The organism is Gordonia sp. CPCC 206044, assembly GCF_048537895.1.
GTDB lineage: Bacteria > Actinomycetota > Actinomycetes > Mycobacteriales > Mycobacteriaceae > Gordonia.
Window position 1 is genome coordinate 251,207 of record NZ_JBCLVL010000008.1, and the last position, 14,550, is coordinate 265,756.

The following is a 14,550-nucleotide window of genomic DNA, read 5'->3' on the forward strand; positions in this document are numbered from 1 at the left end:
CACCGATAATCGTCTCCACGACGGGCCCACCGAGAGGGCCCCACGGGAGACGACGGACCGGCATGACACTGCTCCTGGATACATCGACGATCGGTGTTCGTTCCCTGCGCGCCGAACTCACCTGCGCATTTCGCAGCGCCGGCATGGCCACCGGGACGACGATCACACCGCTGGTTCCCGACCATCGGTTCCATGCCCGCCTGCACCGCTGGGACATGGGCAGCGGCTGTTCGCTCGTGCATGTCGAATCCGGTCCTGTTGCGTTGTCGCACAGCATCTCTGATCAATCGCCGGATTCTCGACAGGTGGCGCTGGTCGCGCTCTCGCCGGGGGATTGGATGCACTGTCGGCCCGGCGGTCCGGCGGGGCCGGACGCACGAGGGGCCGGACTCGTCATCCTCGACTCGGACGGACGATTCGAGTTCCGTCGCAACGACCACGGGACCGCGACCGCCCTCGTCGTCACCACGTCCACTCTGCACCTGTCGCCGGCGACCGTTCGCAAGGCTGCCGAGCGTTCTGGTCCATCGGGCCCGCTGTACGCGCTGTTCGTGACCTACCTGGCCGAGCTCCGCACCATTGCGTACGCCTCTCCGGGACTCCTGCCCGAACTCGGCCCGACGACCATCGCCCTCGCCGACACCGTGCTCCGCGACATCGCCGACTGCGGAGCCGCCGACGTCAGGGGCGATCTGGTCCGCCGGATCCGTGCTCACATCGACGCGTCCATCGCCGACCCGGACCTGAACGCGGCGAGTATCGCGGCCGCCCACCACGTATCGATCCGCACCGTCTACAACGCATGGACGGTCACGGGCCGCAGACTGCAGGACTACATCATCGATCGTCGCCTCGATCATGCCCGTGAGATGCTTCGCGACCAACCCCATCTGAGCATCGCCACCGTCGCACACCGGCACGGTTTCGTCGACGCCACGCATTTCGCCCGTCGGTTCCGCACGCGCTTCGGCGTCAGCCCGCGTGAATGGCGCCGACGCTTTGAGCACCGGACCGCACCTGTTGCGAGCGATTGACCGCGGCTCCCTAGGGGTCGACTCGGGATCCGGCAGTCGGGGAGGGCGCCGGGATCTCGAGGGTGTCGGCGACCGCGACGAGATCTGCCACCAGAGAGTCGGTTTCGGCCCGAGTCGCGCGCCACGCGGCCACCGTGCTGATACTCGCTCGCATGCCGTCGATCGGCAGGATGCGCACCGGCTCGCCGTGGAACAGCCGGCCGGCCATCCCCTCGCCGAGGCCCACCAGGGTGAATGCCTGCCCCGTCGCGACCAGGTGCGCCAGTCCGGCAAAGTTGTCGCCGGTCAACGTGATCCGTTTGCGCACCCCGTGACGATCCAACAGGCCGTCGAGATTGCGGTAGATTTCCGGTGCGGCGTCGTGATTGATCGACGCGAACGGGATGTCGGCGAGGTCGCCCAGCGCCACCGACTCACGGTCCGGTCCGATCGCCTTGGCACCCACCGCAACTCCGACCGGCTGTCGGTCCAGCAGTCGGGTGCGGACGTCGGCACCACTCGCCGGTCCGTGCACCAGTGCGATGTCGATGTTGTTGGCGCGCAACTCCCGCAGCAACGGCTCGGAACTCGCAGGAAGCAGTCGGGCCCGGATGTCGGGGTGTTGACGGGCGAGATCGTCGAGAAACGTGTCGCGCACCGTCGCGGAGACCTCGGGTGCGATCCCCACCACCGCCTGGCGGGCCCGCCCACGGTCCGCCGCGCGGACGACGTCGGGGATCGCGTCGAGGCGTTCGAGGATGTCGACGGCGCGGGGCAGGAGTGCTTCGCCCGCATCGGTGAGATCCACCCGACGGTGCGCACGCACGAACAGTTCGGTCCCGAGTTCACGCTCGAGATCCTTGATGCGCTGGCTCAGTGGCGAGGTGGCCATGTGCAAACGGGCCGCGGCTCGGGTGAAACCTCGTTCTTGCGCGACCGCGACGAAATACCGCAGATGGAGCATGTCCACATCGGCAACCATAGCCGTGGCCGCCGCGCGGGTGACGCGATGCCCACCCGCCGCCGGCTTGCGTGACCGATCCGGTCATCCGTGCGTTCGCGAATCGATGATGGTGGCCCACGACCGCGGCCCCTAGCGTGGAGGCACGGTCGGTACCTGCCGGCCCGTGTCGAGGAGGTGTGCATGAGCCGCGAACCGATCCGGATCGCGAATTTCTCCGGCTACTTCGGTGACCGCCGCACGGCGATCGACGAAGCGATGGCCGGAGATCGGTTCGACGTGCTGATGGGCGACTACCTCGCCGAGATCACCCTGGCGTCGCTGTCCGCGGCTCATCAACGGGACCCGAGTCGCGGTTACGTCGAGTACTTCGTCGACCAACTACGGCCGCACCTGGCCGACATCGCCGACCGTGGCATCAAGGTGGTCACCAACGCCGGTGGCTTCCATCCGGCGCGCCTGGCCGACGTCCTGCGTGCGGAGATCGCCGCGGCCGGCGCCGATCTGCGTGTCGCCCACGTGGAGGGCGACAACATCCTCGCCGATCTACCACGCCTGCGTGCTGCCGGCCATCGACTCGACAATCTCGACGGCGGAGCGCCGCTGACCGACTGGTCGGCGACGCCGATCGCGGCGAATGCGTATCTGGGTGGCTGGGGGATCGCGGCGGCACTTCGGGCAGGCGCGGACATCGTGGTGTGCGGACGGGTCACCGATGCGTCGCTCACCGCCGGCCCGACTGCCTGGTGGCACGGTTGGGCCGTCGACGACTGGGATCGCCTGGCCGGCGCCGTCGTGGCCGGCCACATCATCGAATGCGGCCCGCACGCCGTGGGGGGCAACTTCTCCGGGTTCCTCGACATCCCACACCGCAGGGTGCCCGGCTTCCCGATCGCCGAGATCGCCGCGGACGGCAGTTCGGTGATCACCAAGCACGCCCGCGACGGTGGGGCCGTCACTGTCGACACCGTCACCGCGCAAATCGTGTACGAGATACAGGGCCCGCTGTATCTCAATCCGGACGTCAGCGTCCACCTCGATCGTGTGCGGGTCGACGATGCGGGTCCGGATCGCGTCGAGGTGTCCGGTGCCACCGGTTCGCCACCGCCCCCGACCACCAAGGTCGCCATGTTCGGTCCGATCGGGTTCAGCGTGGTCAACAGCGTTTACGTCACCGCCCCACATGTGCAGGACAAGGTCGCCCTGATCAGAGAGCAGATCGAATACGATCTGCCCGAAGGCGTGGCCTTGGAGGTCACACCACTGGGCACTGCCGCCGACGATCCCGAATCACAGTGGGCCGCAACGGTTCCACTCCGGATCATGGCCACCGCACCCACCGCGGAGCCGCTCGCCGCTGCGGACATGACGGTACGGTTGGGCAGCCTGTACCTGCAGAGCATCCCGGGGTTCTTCCACGACGTGGTCGCGGGGTTGTCGTCGACACCACGCCCACGGATCGACTACTGGCCGGGATTGCTGCCGATGACGGAGATCGCCCATCGTGTCGTCCTCGACGACGGCCGCGCGATCGACATCGACGTGCCACCGCAGACCACCACGCTGATGCAGCCGCATCATCCCGAACCCGAGGAGGTACCGCTCTCCGACCGTGTCACGCGCGTGCCCCTGGGCACCGTCGTCCATGCCCGAAGTGGCGACAAGGGCGGCAACAGCAATGTGGGCGTGTGGACGCCCGATCCGCGGGTCTGGCTGTGGCTGCGCCGTTTCCTCACCACCGACGAGATCCGGCGTCTGGTTCCGGAGACCAAGGACCTCGACATAGTCCGCCACGAGCTTCCCGAACTGCGTGCCGTGCACTTCGTGTTCCGGGGGTTGCTGGGCACCGGCGGTTCGTCCAACACACGAGTCGACCAGGTCGGAAAGGCCATCGGCGAGTATCTGCGCGCGCGACAGGTTCTGATACCCGACGATCTGCTCGTCCACGAAGTCGATCCCGGAACGGACACGGCCCGATGAGCACATTGACCGAGCGACTCCGAGCATCCATCGCCGAGCCGCTGACCGACGATTGCTTCGACCCGGCAACCGAACTCGCCGATGTCCTCGCCGGCATCGGCATGGTCCCGGCCGACACCGGCGGCGCCGTCACCTTCCGTGGCGCCGATCCGGTGGTGCCCAGCACTCTGCGGCTCGGTGGCGCCGCGGCGATCGCTCTCGCCGCGAAATCCGCGGCCATCGCCAAGCTGTGGAGGCTGCGCGGCGGCGACGGTCAGGACATCGCGGTCGACCTGCGCAGCGCACCTCACCGGCTGTGCCCGTTCTATGACCGCCGCTGGGAACTGGTCAACGGGTATGCGGCCGGCACCCCGGCCAACCCGTCCAACGCCCTGGGATTCCGGTTCTACCGCACCGGCGACGACCGATGGATGATGCCGCTCAATCCCTACCCCAAGATCAAGGTCGGCGCACAGAAACTGCTCGACGTCCCCGACGACGAGTCCGCAGTCGAACGTGCGATCGCGACCTGGAAGGCACGTGAGCTCGAGGAGGCCGCCGCCGATGCCGGGGTCGTCATGCCGATGCTGCGGTCGGTGTCGGAGATCCTCGACGAACCACACTATCGCGACGTGTTTGCCGACATGCCCCTGATCGAGATCACCAAGGTCGCCGACAGTGATCCGGTTCCGCTGCCGCACAACGGTACTCAGCAGATCGTTGGGGCCGCGCCGCTCGACGGCGTCCGCGCACTCGGTATGGGACATGTGATCGCCGGTGCGGGAGTGGGTCGCGCGCTGGCCCTGCACGGCGCCGACGTCCTGAATCTGTGGCGGCCGAACGAACTCGAACACGATGCCACCTATGTCAGCGGGAACGTCGGGGTTCGGTCGGCGACGGTGAACCCCTACCGACCCGAGGGGGCACAGCGCATCCGTGAGCTGTTGGCCGAGGCGGATGTCTTCTACGCCAACCGCAGGCCCGGATACCTCGCCGACATCGGGCTGTCGGCCGAACAGGCCGCCGATGCCCGACCGGGCATCGTGTATGCGACCGCCTCGCTCAACGGCGAGACCGGGCCGTGGTCACGGTGGGTCGGGTTCGACCAGACCGCGGGCAGCCTCGCAGGCATGATGTTGCTCGAAGGGGGTGGGACGGTTCCCGCATTGCCGCCGATCCTCGTCGTCAACGACTACATCGTCTCGTGGTTGCTGACCGCGGGCATCGTCGAGGCGTTGGCCCGGCGTGCACGTGACGGCGGCAGCTACCGAGTCCACGTGTCGCTGACGCGTGCGGCCTTGTGGATCGTGGGGATGGGGGTCTTCGACAAGGACTATGCGGCCGCGATTTCCGGACATTCCGACCGCGAACACCCGCACCACTATCTGGATCCGGAGACCTTCACCGCGGACACACCCCTCGGCCGTTATCAGGGCGTCACCGACCAGGTGACCATGACGGGCACACCCGGCGGCTATCGGACGATCCTCGTCCCGCGCGGCTCGTCACGCCCGGAATGGCTCACGGCCTGAGCCGACCACGACAGTGCTGCTCGGATCGTCGCCGACGGGGAGACCGATTGGATGATTGGCAATCATCCGCCGATTCGCTAACGTGAATCATGGCAAGAGACCTGGTGGAGGGCATGACCTTCGCCACCCCGGCCGCCATCGCCGTCGACACCGACCTCGTGGCCGGGTTCGCTGCGGTGCTCGGCGGTTCGGATGACTTTCTCCTGCCGGTGCTCTTCCGGGTGTCGACGGTTCTGGCGCAGACCGCGATCCGGTCCGGCACTGTTCCGCACGACGGCCTCGTGCACACCGCGGAGTCGATGCGGATCCGCCGCGAACCACGGCTCGGTGACCGACTGAGCGGTTTGTTGACCGTCGAGACGATCACGCACCGGGCCGGAGCCACATGCCTTCAGGTGCGTAGCGACATCGTCGCGGAGGGGGAGTCGGCCCCGATCGCGGTCGCCACCTCGACCTTGGCCTTCCGTACCCCGACGGGGCCGTGACCGTGTCCGGCACTCAGACCGGGATCTCGGTAACCGAACCCGCGCAACTGATCTGGGATGTGATCGAAGAGATCACACCGATGCGGGTGCGGCAGTACGCAGACGCCTCCGGCGATCACAACACGATTCACACCGACGTCGAGGCCGCCCACGCCGCCGGCCTGATCGCGCCGGTGGCCCAGGGGTTGCTCGTCGTCGGCATAGTCCTCGGCCACGCCGACGTGTGGGCACGACGCCACGGTGTCCGGCTCACCGGTTACGACACCCGATTCGTACGGCCGGTCTATCTCGGCAGTGAGTCCACCGCCCTGCACGTCACCGGTCGACTGGTGTCGCCGGGCCATCTGTCGGCGACGGCCGCCGTCCTCGACGACGACGGTGCCTCACGAGCTGTGCTGCGACCCATACGGATCCTCTACACCGCCGACTGATCGGACCCCAGGATCGCCGCGGCGCGGTCGAGATCGTCATGCACCACACGCGGGGCGACACGCTTGAGCGGCGCCACACACGGCATCAGACCTACGGGTACGGTCACGAAGACCTGCGCCCCCACGAGCGTCGAGCGGTCCGAGCGTGCGTTCAGATCCAATGTCAGCCGCGCATCGACGAACCACCACCGCCCGATCTCGGTCCACGTGCGGGGCGGCATCTCTTCGGTGACCTCCATCCGCGGGGCGACGCCGGGGATCACCGTGACGTCGGTCCACGTGGTGCCCGCGCCACCCGGGCGGCGCCCGACCGGCGCGAACCGATCGATCCGCTGGAGACTGGATTGCCACTCGGGCCGCATCTCCGGATCGACGAGATAGTCGAAGGTGACGTCTGCAGGGCTCTCGAAAAGCACTGAGACATCAGCGATACGCGCGCGGTAGGTCTGTCGCATGTGAGCTCCCGATCGACGAGAGCAGTCTAACGCGTCGTCCGCGCACCGCAGTCCGATTCACGAGTCGTGATCGGTACAGTCGGCGATCGCCTGCTCCAGGATCGCCATGCCCTCGCCGAGTTCTGCGTCGGTGATCGTCAGCGGGGGCGCGATCCGGAAGATGCCGCCCATCCCGGGCAGCTGCACCACGTTCATGTGCAAACCGAGGTCGAAACACCGTGCCGTGATCGCCGCTCCCAAAGCGTCGGTACGCGAATCGCTTCCGGATGCGTCGGCGAGTTCGATGCCCTGCAGCAGACCACGACCCCGGACGTCGGCGACGACCCGATGGCGTCGCCTGATGGCCTCGAGGCCATCGCGCAGCATCGTCCCGGCTTCGACGGCTCGTACGTCGAGGCGATCACGGATCAGCACGTCGAGCACCGTGTTGCCGACCGCTGCGACCAACGGATCGGAGACGTGCGTGGTGAAGAACAGGAATCCGCGTTCGTGGGCGAGTGCCTCGATCTCGGCCGACGTGATGGTGGCCGCCAACGGCAGTCCGGCACCGAGTGTCTTGGACACCGTCAGGATGTCGGGCACGATGCCGTCACGTTCGAACGCATACCAGCTGCCCGTTCGGCACAGTCCGGTCTGCGCCTCGTCGACGATCAGCAGCATGCCCCGCTCGTCGCATTTGCGCCGGAGGGCGGCGAAGTAGCCGAGGGGAGGTTCGATCACGCCACCTGAGGACAGGATCGGCTCCACGATGCAGGCGGCTAGTGAGCCCACCGACTGGGCGTCGATCAGATCGAAGCCGAAGTCCAACTGACGCTGCCAGTCCAGGGTGCCGTCGGGATGGGTGAAGTCGGGGCGGAACAGGTCCGGGGTGGGCAGGACCAGGTTGCCGGCCGCGACGGGGCCGTAGCCGATGCGCCCGGAACTGTAGGTCGCCGCCGCGGCCGCGTGCGTCATGCCATGCCATGAACGGCTGAACGAGACCACCTCGTGCTTGCCGGTCACCAGCTTCGCCATCCGGATGGCAGCTTCGTTCGACTCCGCACCGGTGGTCAGCAGTAACACCTTCGACAACGACGGGGGCAACGAATCCGACAGCCGCTCAGCAAGATCCAGCACGGGTTGGGAGAGCATCCCGCTGAACAGATGATCCAGCGTCGCGACCTGACGTGTCACTGTCGCGACGATGTCGGGGTGCGAGTGGCCGAGGATCGCCGACATCTGACCGGAAGTGAAGTCCAGGATCCGCCGGCCGTCGACGGTGTGCACGTAGCTGCCCTCGGCGCCGGCGATCAACGCGGGAGTGAAGGAACCGCCGTACCTGACGAGATGGCGGGTGTCGATACCGGTATCGATCGAGGGGCCCAGGTCGTCTGTGCTGCCGATGGACATGGGCTTCACGGTACGTTCGTCGAGCTCGTCGGGCGAATCCGGCGAGCCTACGTCAGAGGTTCGTGTTCTCGGTCTCGGCGGCAGCCTCGGCGGCGATCCGCTCGAACTGTTCGCCCATCGCCTCGGCGAGCGCGGTGGCGCCCGACAGGGGACGCACCATCACCATGAAGTCGTCGATCTTGCCGTCTGAGTCGACATGCAGGAAGTCGCAGCCGGTGATCTTCTTGCCGCGCACCACCGTCTCGAAGATCAATGCGTGATCGTGGCCGTCGGCGGCACCGATCTCCCGGACGTATCGGAAGTCCTCGAAGACACGGAGCACCCCGCGCAGAATCGCGGAGGTGATGGCCTTGCCGGTGTAGGGCGCGAACGCGACGGGACTGGTGAAGACGACGTCGTCGGCCAGCAGGTCGGCGATCGCTTGTTCGTCCCGACGTTCGACCGCTTCGCGAAACGCATGCATGAGTGAACCTCTCGTTCGGTACGGGCCTCGCGGTGGACGATACCCGGGTCGGGGGCACGGAAATCTGCAGATGTCGGTGGTTGTCCCGTTACGCTCGTGGTGATCATGCTCACCGAGTGACCGACCCCTGGAGACTCGATGCACTGGTTCGTCGACAGTCCGCTGCTCACCCTCTTCTTCTGTGTCGGGGTCGGAGCGCTGTTGGGCCGCATACCATTCGGGCCGGTCTCGTTCGGCCCGGCGGGCGCCTTGTTCGTGGCGTTGGCGCTGTCGGCGATCGACGAGGACGTGGCCCTGCCCGCGATCATCACCAACCTGTCACTCGGTGTCTTCTGCTACACCGTGGGAATCGCGGCCGGGCCCTCGTTCGTGCACGCACTGCGCACCGGCTGGAAGCCGGTCCTGGTGTCGTTGACCGCCATCATCGCGATGGCGGCCACGGCGCTCGGCGTCGGCAAGGCACTGGGTTTCGACATCGGCACCATTGCGGGCGCTTTCTCCGGCGCCGGTACCGCCACCGCCGCGCTCGGGGCCGTTCAGCAGCAATTGGCCGGCGAAGGCGACATCCCGCCAGAACCGGCCATCGGATATGCCGTCGCGTATCCGATCACCGTCCTGCTCACCATCCTCGCCTGCGCCTACCTGATCGGTGCCGGACGTCGGAAGCCGACCACCGAGGATCGTGAGAAGGTCCCGCCGATCGTCGTACACACCCTGGAGATCGTGGGCGCGCCAGACCTCACCGTGCACGCTCTCACCACACGGTACGAGGTCGTCGTCTCGCGTATCACCAGGGACGGCGAGACCGTGGTGGCGCACGACGACGAGTCCTTGGCCTCAGGCGATGTCGTCACCGTCACCGCGCGCGAGGACGTCTTCGGACGTCTGGTCGCCGATCTCGGCCGCCCGGCCACCGACGATGTGTGGCTGAATCGATCGACCATCGATTTTCGACGGATCACCTTGTCCAACCGTGGGTATGTCGGAAGAGAGTTGCGGCAGTTGCGCTTCGAGGAGCGCTTCGACGCAGTCGTCAGCAGGGTGCGCCGTGGCGATGTCGATCTGATCGCCACACCGGACCTGGTGTTGCAGAGCGGGGATCGGCTCCGGGTGACGGCTCCACGGGAGCGGCTGCCGGAGATCACCGCCGACCTCGGTGACTCCGAACGCTCGGCGGGCGACATCAACCCGATCGGTCTGGGACTGGGACTGACCATCGGTCTGATGCTGGCGTTCGTGGAGATCCCGCTGCCCGGTGGCGGGACGCTCGTCCTGGGGACGGCCACCGCACCGCTCATCGCGGGAGTCGTGCTCGGTGCTCTCGGCCGTACCGGTCCGGTGGTGTGGACGTTGCCCGGCAACGTCACCAACACCCTCAACCAGTTCATGCTGATGGTGTTCCTCGTGGCGGTGGGCACCGGCGCCGGCTCGGGGCTGGTCTCCGCGCTCGCCGACGACGGCGTCGCGCTCGTGGTGCTCGGCGTGCTGATCTCCGCCGCGCATGCACTTGTCTGCGTCATCGTCTTACGGTCTGTGCTGCAGTACGGCACCGCGCGGTCACTCGGCGGACTGACCGGCTCACAGCTCAATCCGGCACCGTACGCCTACGCGATGGGCAAGGTGCCCGATCAACGTGTGGCGCTCGGCTATGCGGTGCTGTTTCCCGTCAGCATGATCGTCAAGGTGTTCCTGGCGCAGTTGATGGTCGTGTACTTCTGACGTCGGTGAGGTCAGCTGAACTCGCGTGCGATCTCGGTGGCCCGGCGCAGCTGATCGAGATCCGAGCTCGTCGGGATGAGCTGCACCTCGTCGGTACCGATCTCCGCGAATCGGCGTAGGACGTCGACGAGTTCGTCGTCGGTACCCGCCCAACCGGTGGTCGGCGCCATGGCGTCGACGAAGTCGGCGGGAATCCAGTTCATGTAGCGGCGCAGGTGACGGTGAATCTGTTCACGTGGCTCGTCGCCGGTACCGAGTGCGAACCAGAACGACGTCGCGAGGTGCGGTGCCGGCTTGCCCGCCTCCGACCAAGCCGTGCGGGCGATGTCGAAGAGTTCGGCCTGACGGACCAGATCCAGATCCAGTGTCACGCCTGCGACACCCGTGGCCCATGCGGCGGCGCTGCGAATGGTCTTCGGCCCCGTGGTGCCCACATGCAGTTCGGGACCGCGCCGACGATGTGGTCGCGGCCCCACCGGCAGCACCGATTCGGTGATCTTCTCGCCGGCCCACACCCGACGCATGATCTCGGCGCGCTCGGCCATGCCCCGCATGGTCTGGGTTTCGGTGTCGGCTCCGACGGCGCGATAGTCCTCGTCTCGACCTCCGATACCCAGACCGACGGTCAAGCGGCCCTCGCACAGCATGTCTCCCGTTGCCAGCGATTTGGCCAACATGACCGGATCGTGGAGTTGCGGTACGACCACCGTGGTCACCAAACTGACCCGCTCGGTCCACGCGGCGAGCGCGCCGAGAAATGTGAGGCAGTCCGGATTGTCGAAGGCGATCCGTTCGCCCCAACACAACGAGGAGAACGGCCCGTCGTCGATGGTGGTGGCCCAGGACCGCAGCAGCTGCCTGTCGAGTTCCGGTTCCATCACCGGCATGGTCATTCCGATACGCACACGCTCGATTCTGACACCCCGTACGGCTCGTCCACCAATAGACTGATTCCGATGTCTGCATCCCTCGACGACACAAAGATGTTCGCCAGCGACAACGCGGCCGGTGCGTCCGGTCAGATCGTGGACGCGGTGGTCCGGGTGGCCTTCGATGCGCAGCCTGCCTACGGGCTCGACCCCGTGACCGCGTCCGCCCGCATGCGCATGAGCGAGGTGTTCGAGCGAGACGTCGACCTGCATTTCGTCGCAACCGGGTCGGCCGCCAATTCGCTGGCCCTGGCCGCACTGGCGCGACCGTGGGGCTCGATCCTGTGTCATCGCAGCAGCCACATCCAGGTCGACGAATGCGGTGGACCGGAGTTCTTCACCGGGGGAGCGAAACTGGTACTGCTCGACGGGGACGACGGCAAGGTCGATCCCGCCGCCCTGCAGCGAGCGGCGCGTGACCGGGTGGGGGACGTGCACAGTGCGCAACCTCAGGTACTGAGCATCACCCAGGCGACCGAGACCGGTTCGGTGTACACGCTCGACGAGATCGGCACCCTCACCGACATCGCCCGCGACGCGGGGCTGCGAGTGCACATGGACGGTGCTCGTTTCGCGAATGCTCTTGTGTCCGTGGGGGCGAACCCGGCCGAGATGTCGTGGCGAGCCGGTGTCGACATCCTCTCGTTCGGTGTCACCAAGAACGGCGGCATGACGACGGACGCCGTCGTCTCGTTCGATCCGACGCTGGCCGGCGAACTCGCCTTCCGCGTCAAACGGGCCGGCCAACTCGGTTCCAAACTCCGATTCGAGGCGGCTCAGGTCGATGCCTACCTGGCCGACGACCTGTGGCTACGCAATGCCCGACACGCCAACGCCATGGGCGAACGTCTGCGCACCGGTCTCGGGGCGATCCCGCAGGCGCGTGTGCAGGGCAGCCCCCGCGCCAACATGGTCTTCTGCGCGTTGCCCGATCCCGTCGTCGACGCTCTCATCGACCGGGGATTCGTCTTCCATCACGGGATCGGCGGCCCGGGCGTCGCGAGGTTCGTGACCTCACACGCGACCACACCGGAGGGCGTCGACGGGTTGCTGTCGGCGATAGGGGATCTGACCGAAGCCACTCGGCCACAGACCTGACCGGGCGCCATCTACCAGGTGGACCCCGGCGTCAATGCGTTTGCTGCGCTTCGGGATCCGGCGTGACATGACCGCCGGTCAGCTCGTGCAGGGCACGGAAGACCCGTCGCGACGACTCGGCCCACGGCATCAGGATCGGGAACACGTGGAACATGCCGAACTCCTCCATGGCGTACACCCGGACGCCGGCACCCTCCAGTGTCTTGGCGAACTCGCGGATCCCGTCGCGGAACATCTCGTCGGCACCCCAGCAGACGAAGGTCGGCGGGAACCACTCCGGATCCGGCTCGGCATGCATGATCGACACGCGCGCATCGTTGGGCTGGATGCCCTGGAGGTAGGCGGTCACCGGCACGTTCCACGGAAGGATGTCCAACGGAGCGTTCTGGGTGATCGACGGATGATCCAGATCCAGATCCACCTCGGGCGAGAACAGCGCCACGGCAGCAGGCACCGGCATGGACTGCGCATGCAGATGTGAGATCAGCGAGGTGGCAAGTCCGCCGCCACCCGAGTCGCCTGCGATGACGAGATGGGTCTCGGGCACCCCACGATCCAACAACCCCTGATAGACGTCGGCCGCGTCGAGGACGCCCGCCGGGAACGGGAACTCGGGCGCCATGCGGTAGTCGGCGATGAACACCTCGTAGCCGGTGGTCTTGACCAGGGAGGCCGCGAACCCGGCATACATGATGGGTGAGGTGCCGATGTAGCCGCCGCCATGCAGGTACAGGATGGTGGCACCGATGGCCTGCTTGTCCTCACCCGCATCGACATAGGCGTCGGAGCTCGCCTTGGCCCGACACCAGATGCCGGGAACGCCGCCCACGGTGTCGTCGGTGATCTCCACACCATCGGTGACCCCGATGAACGGCGGCATGACCGTCCGACAGATGTCGTCGAGGATCTTCTCCATCGACCGGAACTCTTCGATGGGCAGACTGATCGAGTAGCCCATGAACGAGCGAATGGCCTGCCGGGTGACCGATTGTCCGAGATTGTCCAGCAGGCCTCCCGGCCCCTGCCACGGACGCCGGAACGGCACCCGCGCCAGACCGTTCAACATGCATTCGGCGAGGCCGACGACCGTCAGGGCGGTCACCGGTGCCGCGGCCGTGGACACTTCCGGTCGGTCTGCCATCACCATGGCATCAAGCCTAGAGCTCAGCGCGCGAGCGGGCTGTAGAAGACCAGACCGTTGCCCTTGTTGTCGTAGACCACCGCACGCCGTTCGTGGGCGTCATCGTACGGACCCTTGACGATGCCGCCCCCGCTGTCCTCCACCGCCTTGGCGGCGCCGTCCACGTCGTCGGTCTTGATTCCGACGACCACCTGACCGTGGATCGGGTGATCGACGGCGGTCGCCAACGCCACCGTGATGCCGCCGCCGTCGAGTGCCGCGAAGTGTGCGCCGTCGCGGAACTTCAGCGGCATGCCCAGCGTCTCGCTGTAGAACTTGATCGACTCGTCCAGATCGTCGGTCGACAGGACGATCATCTTCACTTGCTGCTCACTCAACGGTTCCTCCTCGGTCGGATCGCTTCCAACGTAATCGTTCGGCGGCTCGGGAGGTTGGGGCTCGGGAGGATGGGTCTGAGGTCACTTCACGGTTGGCGGCGCGTCGCACCCGACAGATACCGTCGTGCCGAGGTCGGAGACCACCCGGAGACCGGCCGCCGAGACCGAGGAGCCACCGATGCGGATCAACCTGATGAGCGTCTCCGTCGACGACCAGCGCGCAGCCCACACCTTCTACACCGACGTCCTCGGGTTCCGTACCCACCGAGACATCCCCATCGGCGACGACGCCTGGCTCACCGTGGTGTCGCCGGAGGCTCCCGACGGTCCGGAGCTACTGCTCGAACCCGCACATCATCCGGCCGTGCGGGCATACCGGGAGGCGTTGGTCGCCGACGGGATCCCGGTCGCCCAGTTCGCGGTCGACGACGTCGAGGCCGAACACACACGGCTGACCGCGAGGGGAGTGGCGTTCACCCAGCCACCGACCGACATCGGCGCTGCCGTGATCGCGGTGTTCGACGACACCTGCGGCAACCTCATCCAGATCATCACCGAGAAGCCCGAACAGGCTTCCTGAGTCGCTCTCGCGCGACGT

General features: G+C 66.9%; 15 protein-coding genes. 8 read left to right on the plus strand and 7 right to left on the minus strand.

All coding sequences use genetic code 11. The annotated features are described in order from the left end of the window. Positions 1 to 62 precede the first annotated feature (62 nt). A complete protein-coding gene (locus AAFP35_RS15220; protein WP_419222465.1) occupies positions 63 to 1,034 on the plus strand; it encodes a helix-turn-helix transcriptional regulator in 972 nt (323 codons plus the stop codon). 10 nt (positions 1,035 to 1,044) lie between these two features. On the opposite strand, the gene AAFP35_RS15225 is transcribed toward AAFP35_RS15220, so the two are convergent. After that, positions 1,045 to 1,977: a LysR family transcriptional regulator gene (locus AAFP35_RS15225; RefSeq protein WP_419222511.1), complete on the minus strand. Its 933-nt coding sequence runs from the start codon at positions 1,975 to 1,977 to the stop codon at positions 1,045 to 1,047. Between the two features lie 180 nt (positions 1,978 to 2,157). Here AAFP35_RS15225 and AAFP35_RS15230 point away from each other — a divergent pair, with 180 nt between their 5' ends. The 4 genes from AAFP35_RS15230 to AAFP35_RS15245 all read left to right on the plus strand — a co-directional run bounded on the left by AAFP35_RS15230 (position 2,158) and on the right by AAFP35_RS15245 (position 6,381). After that, positions 2,158 to 3,954 carry an acyclic terpene utilization AtuA family protein gene (locus tag AAFP35_RS15230; RefSeq protein WP_419222466.1) on the plus strand — a complete coding sequence of 599 codons (1,797 nt, stop codon included), beginning with the start codon at positions 2,158 to 2,160 and terminating at the stop codon, positions 3,952 to 3,954. Continuing rightward, positions 3,951 to 5,465 (plus strand): CoA transferase, encoded by a 1,515-nt coding sequence (locus tag AAFP35_RS15235; RefSeq protein ID WP_419222467.1) that lies wholly within the window; start codon positions 3,951 to 3,953, stop codon positions 5,463 to 5,465. The genes AAFP35_RS15230 and AAFP35_RS15235 overlap by 4 nt, the downstream gene beginning before the upstream one ends. An 89-nt stretch (positions 5,466 to 5,554) precedes the next feature. Further along, entirely contained in the window at positions 5,555 to 5,950 is a 396-nt protein-coding gene (locus tag AAFP35_RS15240; protein ID WP_419222468.1) for a hypothetical protein, read from the plus strand. Positions 5,951 to 5,952: 2 nt separating this feature from the next. After that, positions 5,953 to 6,381 carry a MaoC family dehydratase gene (locus AAFP35_RS15245; RefSeq protein WP_419222469.1) on the plus strand — a complete coding sequence of 143 codons (429 nt, stop codon included), beginning with the start codon at positions 5,953 to 5,955 and terminating at the stop codon, positions 6,379 to 6,381. On the opposite strand, the gene AAFP35_RS15250 is transcribed toward AAFP35_RS15245, so the two are convergent. Genes AAFP35_RS15250 through AAFP35_RS15260 form a run of 3 tightly spaced genes read right to left on the minus strand, consistent with a single transcriptional unit; the run spans position 6,366 to position 8,688 of the window. Next, positions 6,366 to 6,836, minus strand: a complete 471-nt coding sequence (locus AAFP35_RS15250; RefSeq protein WP_419222470.1) for an SRPBCC family protein — start codon at positions 6,834 to 6,836, stop codon at positions 6,366 to 6,368. The genes AAFP35_RS15245 and AAFP35_RS15250 overlap by 16 nt on opposite strands. A gap of 57 nt (positions 6,837 to 6,893) precedes the next feature. Beyond that, positions 6,894 to 8,225, minus strand: a complete 1,332-nt coding sequence (locus tag AAFP35_RS15255) for an aspartate aminotransferase family protein (protein WP_419222471.1) — start codon at positions 8,223 to 8,225, stop codon at positions 6,894 to 6,896. 52 nt (positions 8,226 to 8,277) lie between these two features. Beyond that, positions 8,278 to 8,688 carry a nuclear transport factor 2 family protein gene (locus AAFP35_RS15260; RefSeq protein WP_419222472.1) on the minus strand — a complete coding sequence of 137 codons (411 nt, stop codon included), beginning with the start codon at positions 8,686 to 8,688 and terminating at the stop codon, positions 8,278 to 8,280. Positions 8,689 to 8,826: 138 nt separating this feature from the next. On the opposite strand from AAFP35_RS15260, the gene AAFP35_RS15265 reads away from it, so the two are divergent. After that, positions 8,827 to 10,407: an aspartate:alanine exchanger family transporter gene (locus AAFP35_RS15265; RefSeq protein ID WP_419222473.1), complete on the plus strand. Its 1,581-nt coding sequence runs from the start codon at positions 8,827 to 8,829 to the stop codon at positions 10,405 to 10,407. Between the two features lie 11 nt (positions 10,408 to 10,418). Here AAFP35_RS15265 and AAFP35_RS15270 read toward each other — a convergent pair whose 3' ends face one another. Beyond that, the gene (locus AAFP35_RS15270) at positions 10,419 to 11,300 is read right to left on the minus strand and encodes an LLM class flavin-dependent oxidoreductase (RefSeq protein WP_419222512.1); all 882 of its coding nucleotides are present in this window, start codon (positions 11,298 to 11,300) and stop codon (positions 10,419 to 10,421) included. A gap of 63 nt (positions 11,301 to 11,363) precedes the next feature. Here AAFP35_RS15270 and AAFP35_RS15275 point away from each other — a divergent pair, with 63 nt between their 5' ends. Continuing rightward, a complete protein-coding gene (locus AAFP35_RS15275) occupies positions 11,364 to 12,434 on the plus strand; it encodes a threonine aldolase family protein (RefSeq protein WP_419222474.1) in 1,071 nt (356 codons plus the stop codon). Between the two features lie 31 nt (positions 12,435 to 12,465). On the opposite strand, the gene AAFP35_RS15280 is transcribed toward AAFP35_RS15275, so the two are convergent. After that, positions 12,466 to 13,581 (minus strand): alpha/beta hydrolase, encoded by a 1,116-nt coding sequence (locus AAFP35_RS15280; protein ID WP_419222475.1) that lies wholly within the window; start codon positions 13,579 to 13,581, stop codon positions 12,466 to 12,468. A 17-nt stretch (positions 13,582 to 13,598) separates the two neighbouring features. Further along, entirely contained in the window at positions 13,599 to 13,952 is a 354-nt protein-coding gene (locus AAFP35_RS15285) for a VOC family protein (RefSeq protein WP_419222476.1), read from the minus strand. A gap of 178 nt (positions 13,953 to 14,130) precedes the next feature. On the opposite strand from AAFP35_RS15285, the gene AAFP35_RS15290 reads away from it, so the two are divergent. Further along, the gene (locus AAFP35_RS15290; protein WP_419222477.1) at positions 14,131 to 14,532 is read left to right on the plus strand and encodes a VOC family protein; all 402 of its coding nucleotides are present in this window, start codon (positions 14,131 to 14,133) and stop codon (positions 14,530 to 14,532) included. Positions 14,533 to 14,550: the final 18 nt, after the last annotated feature.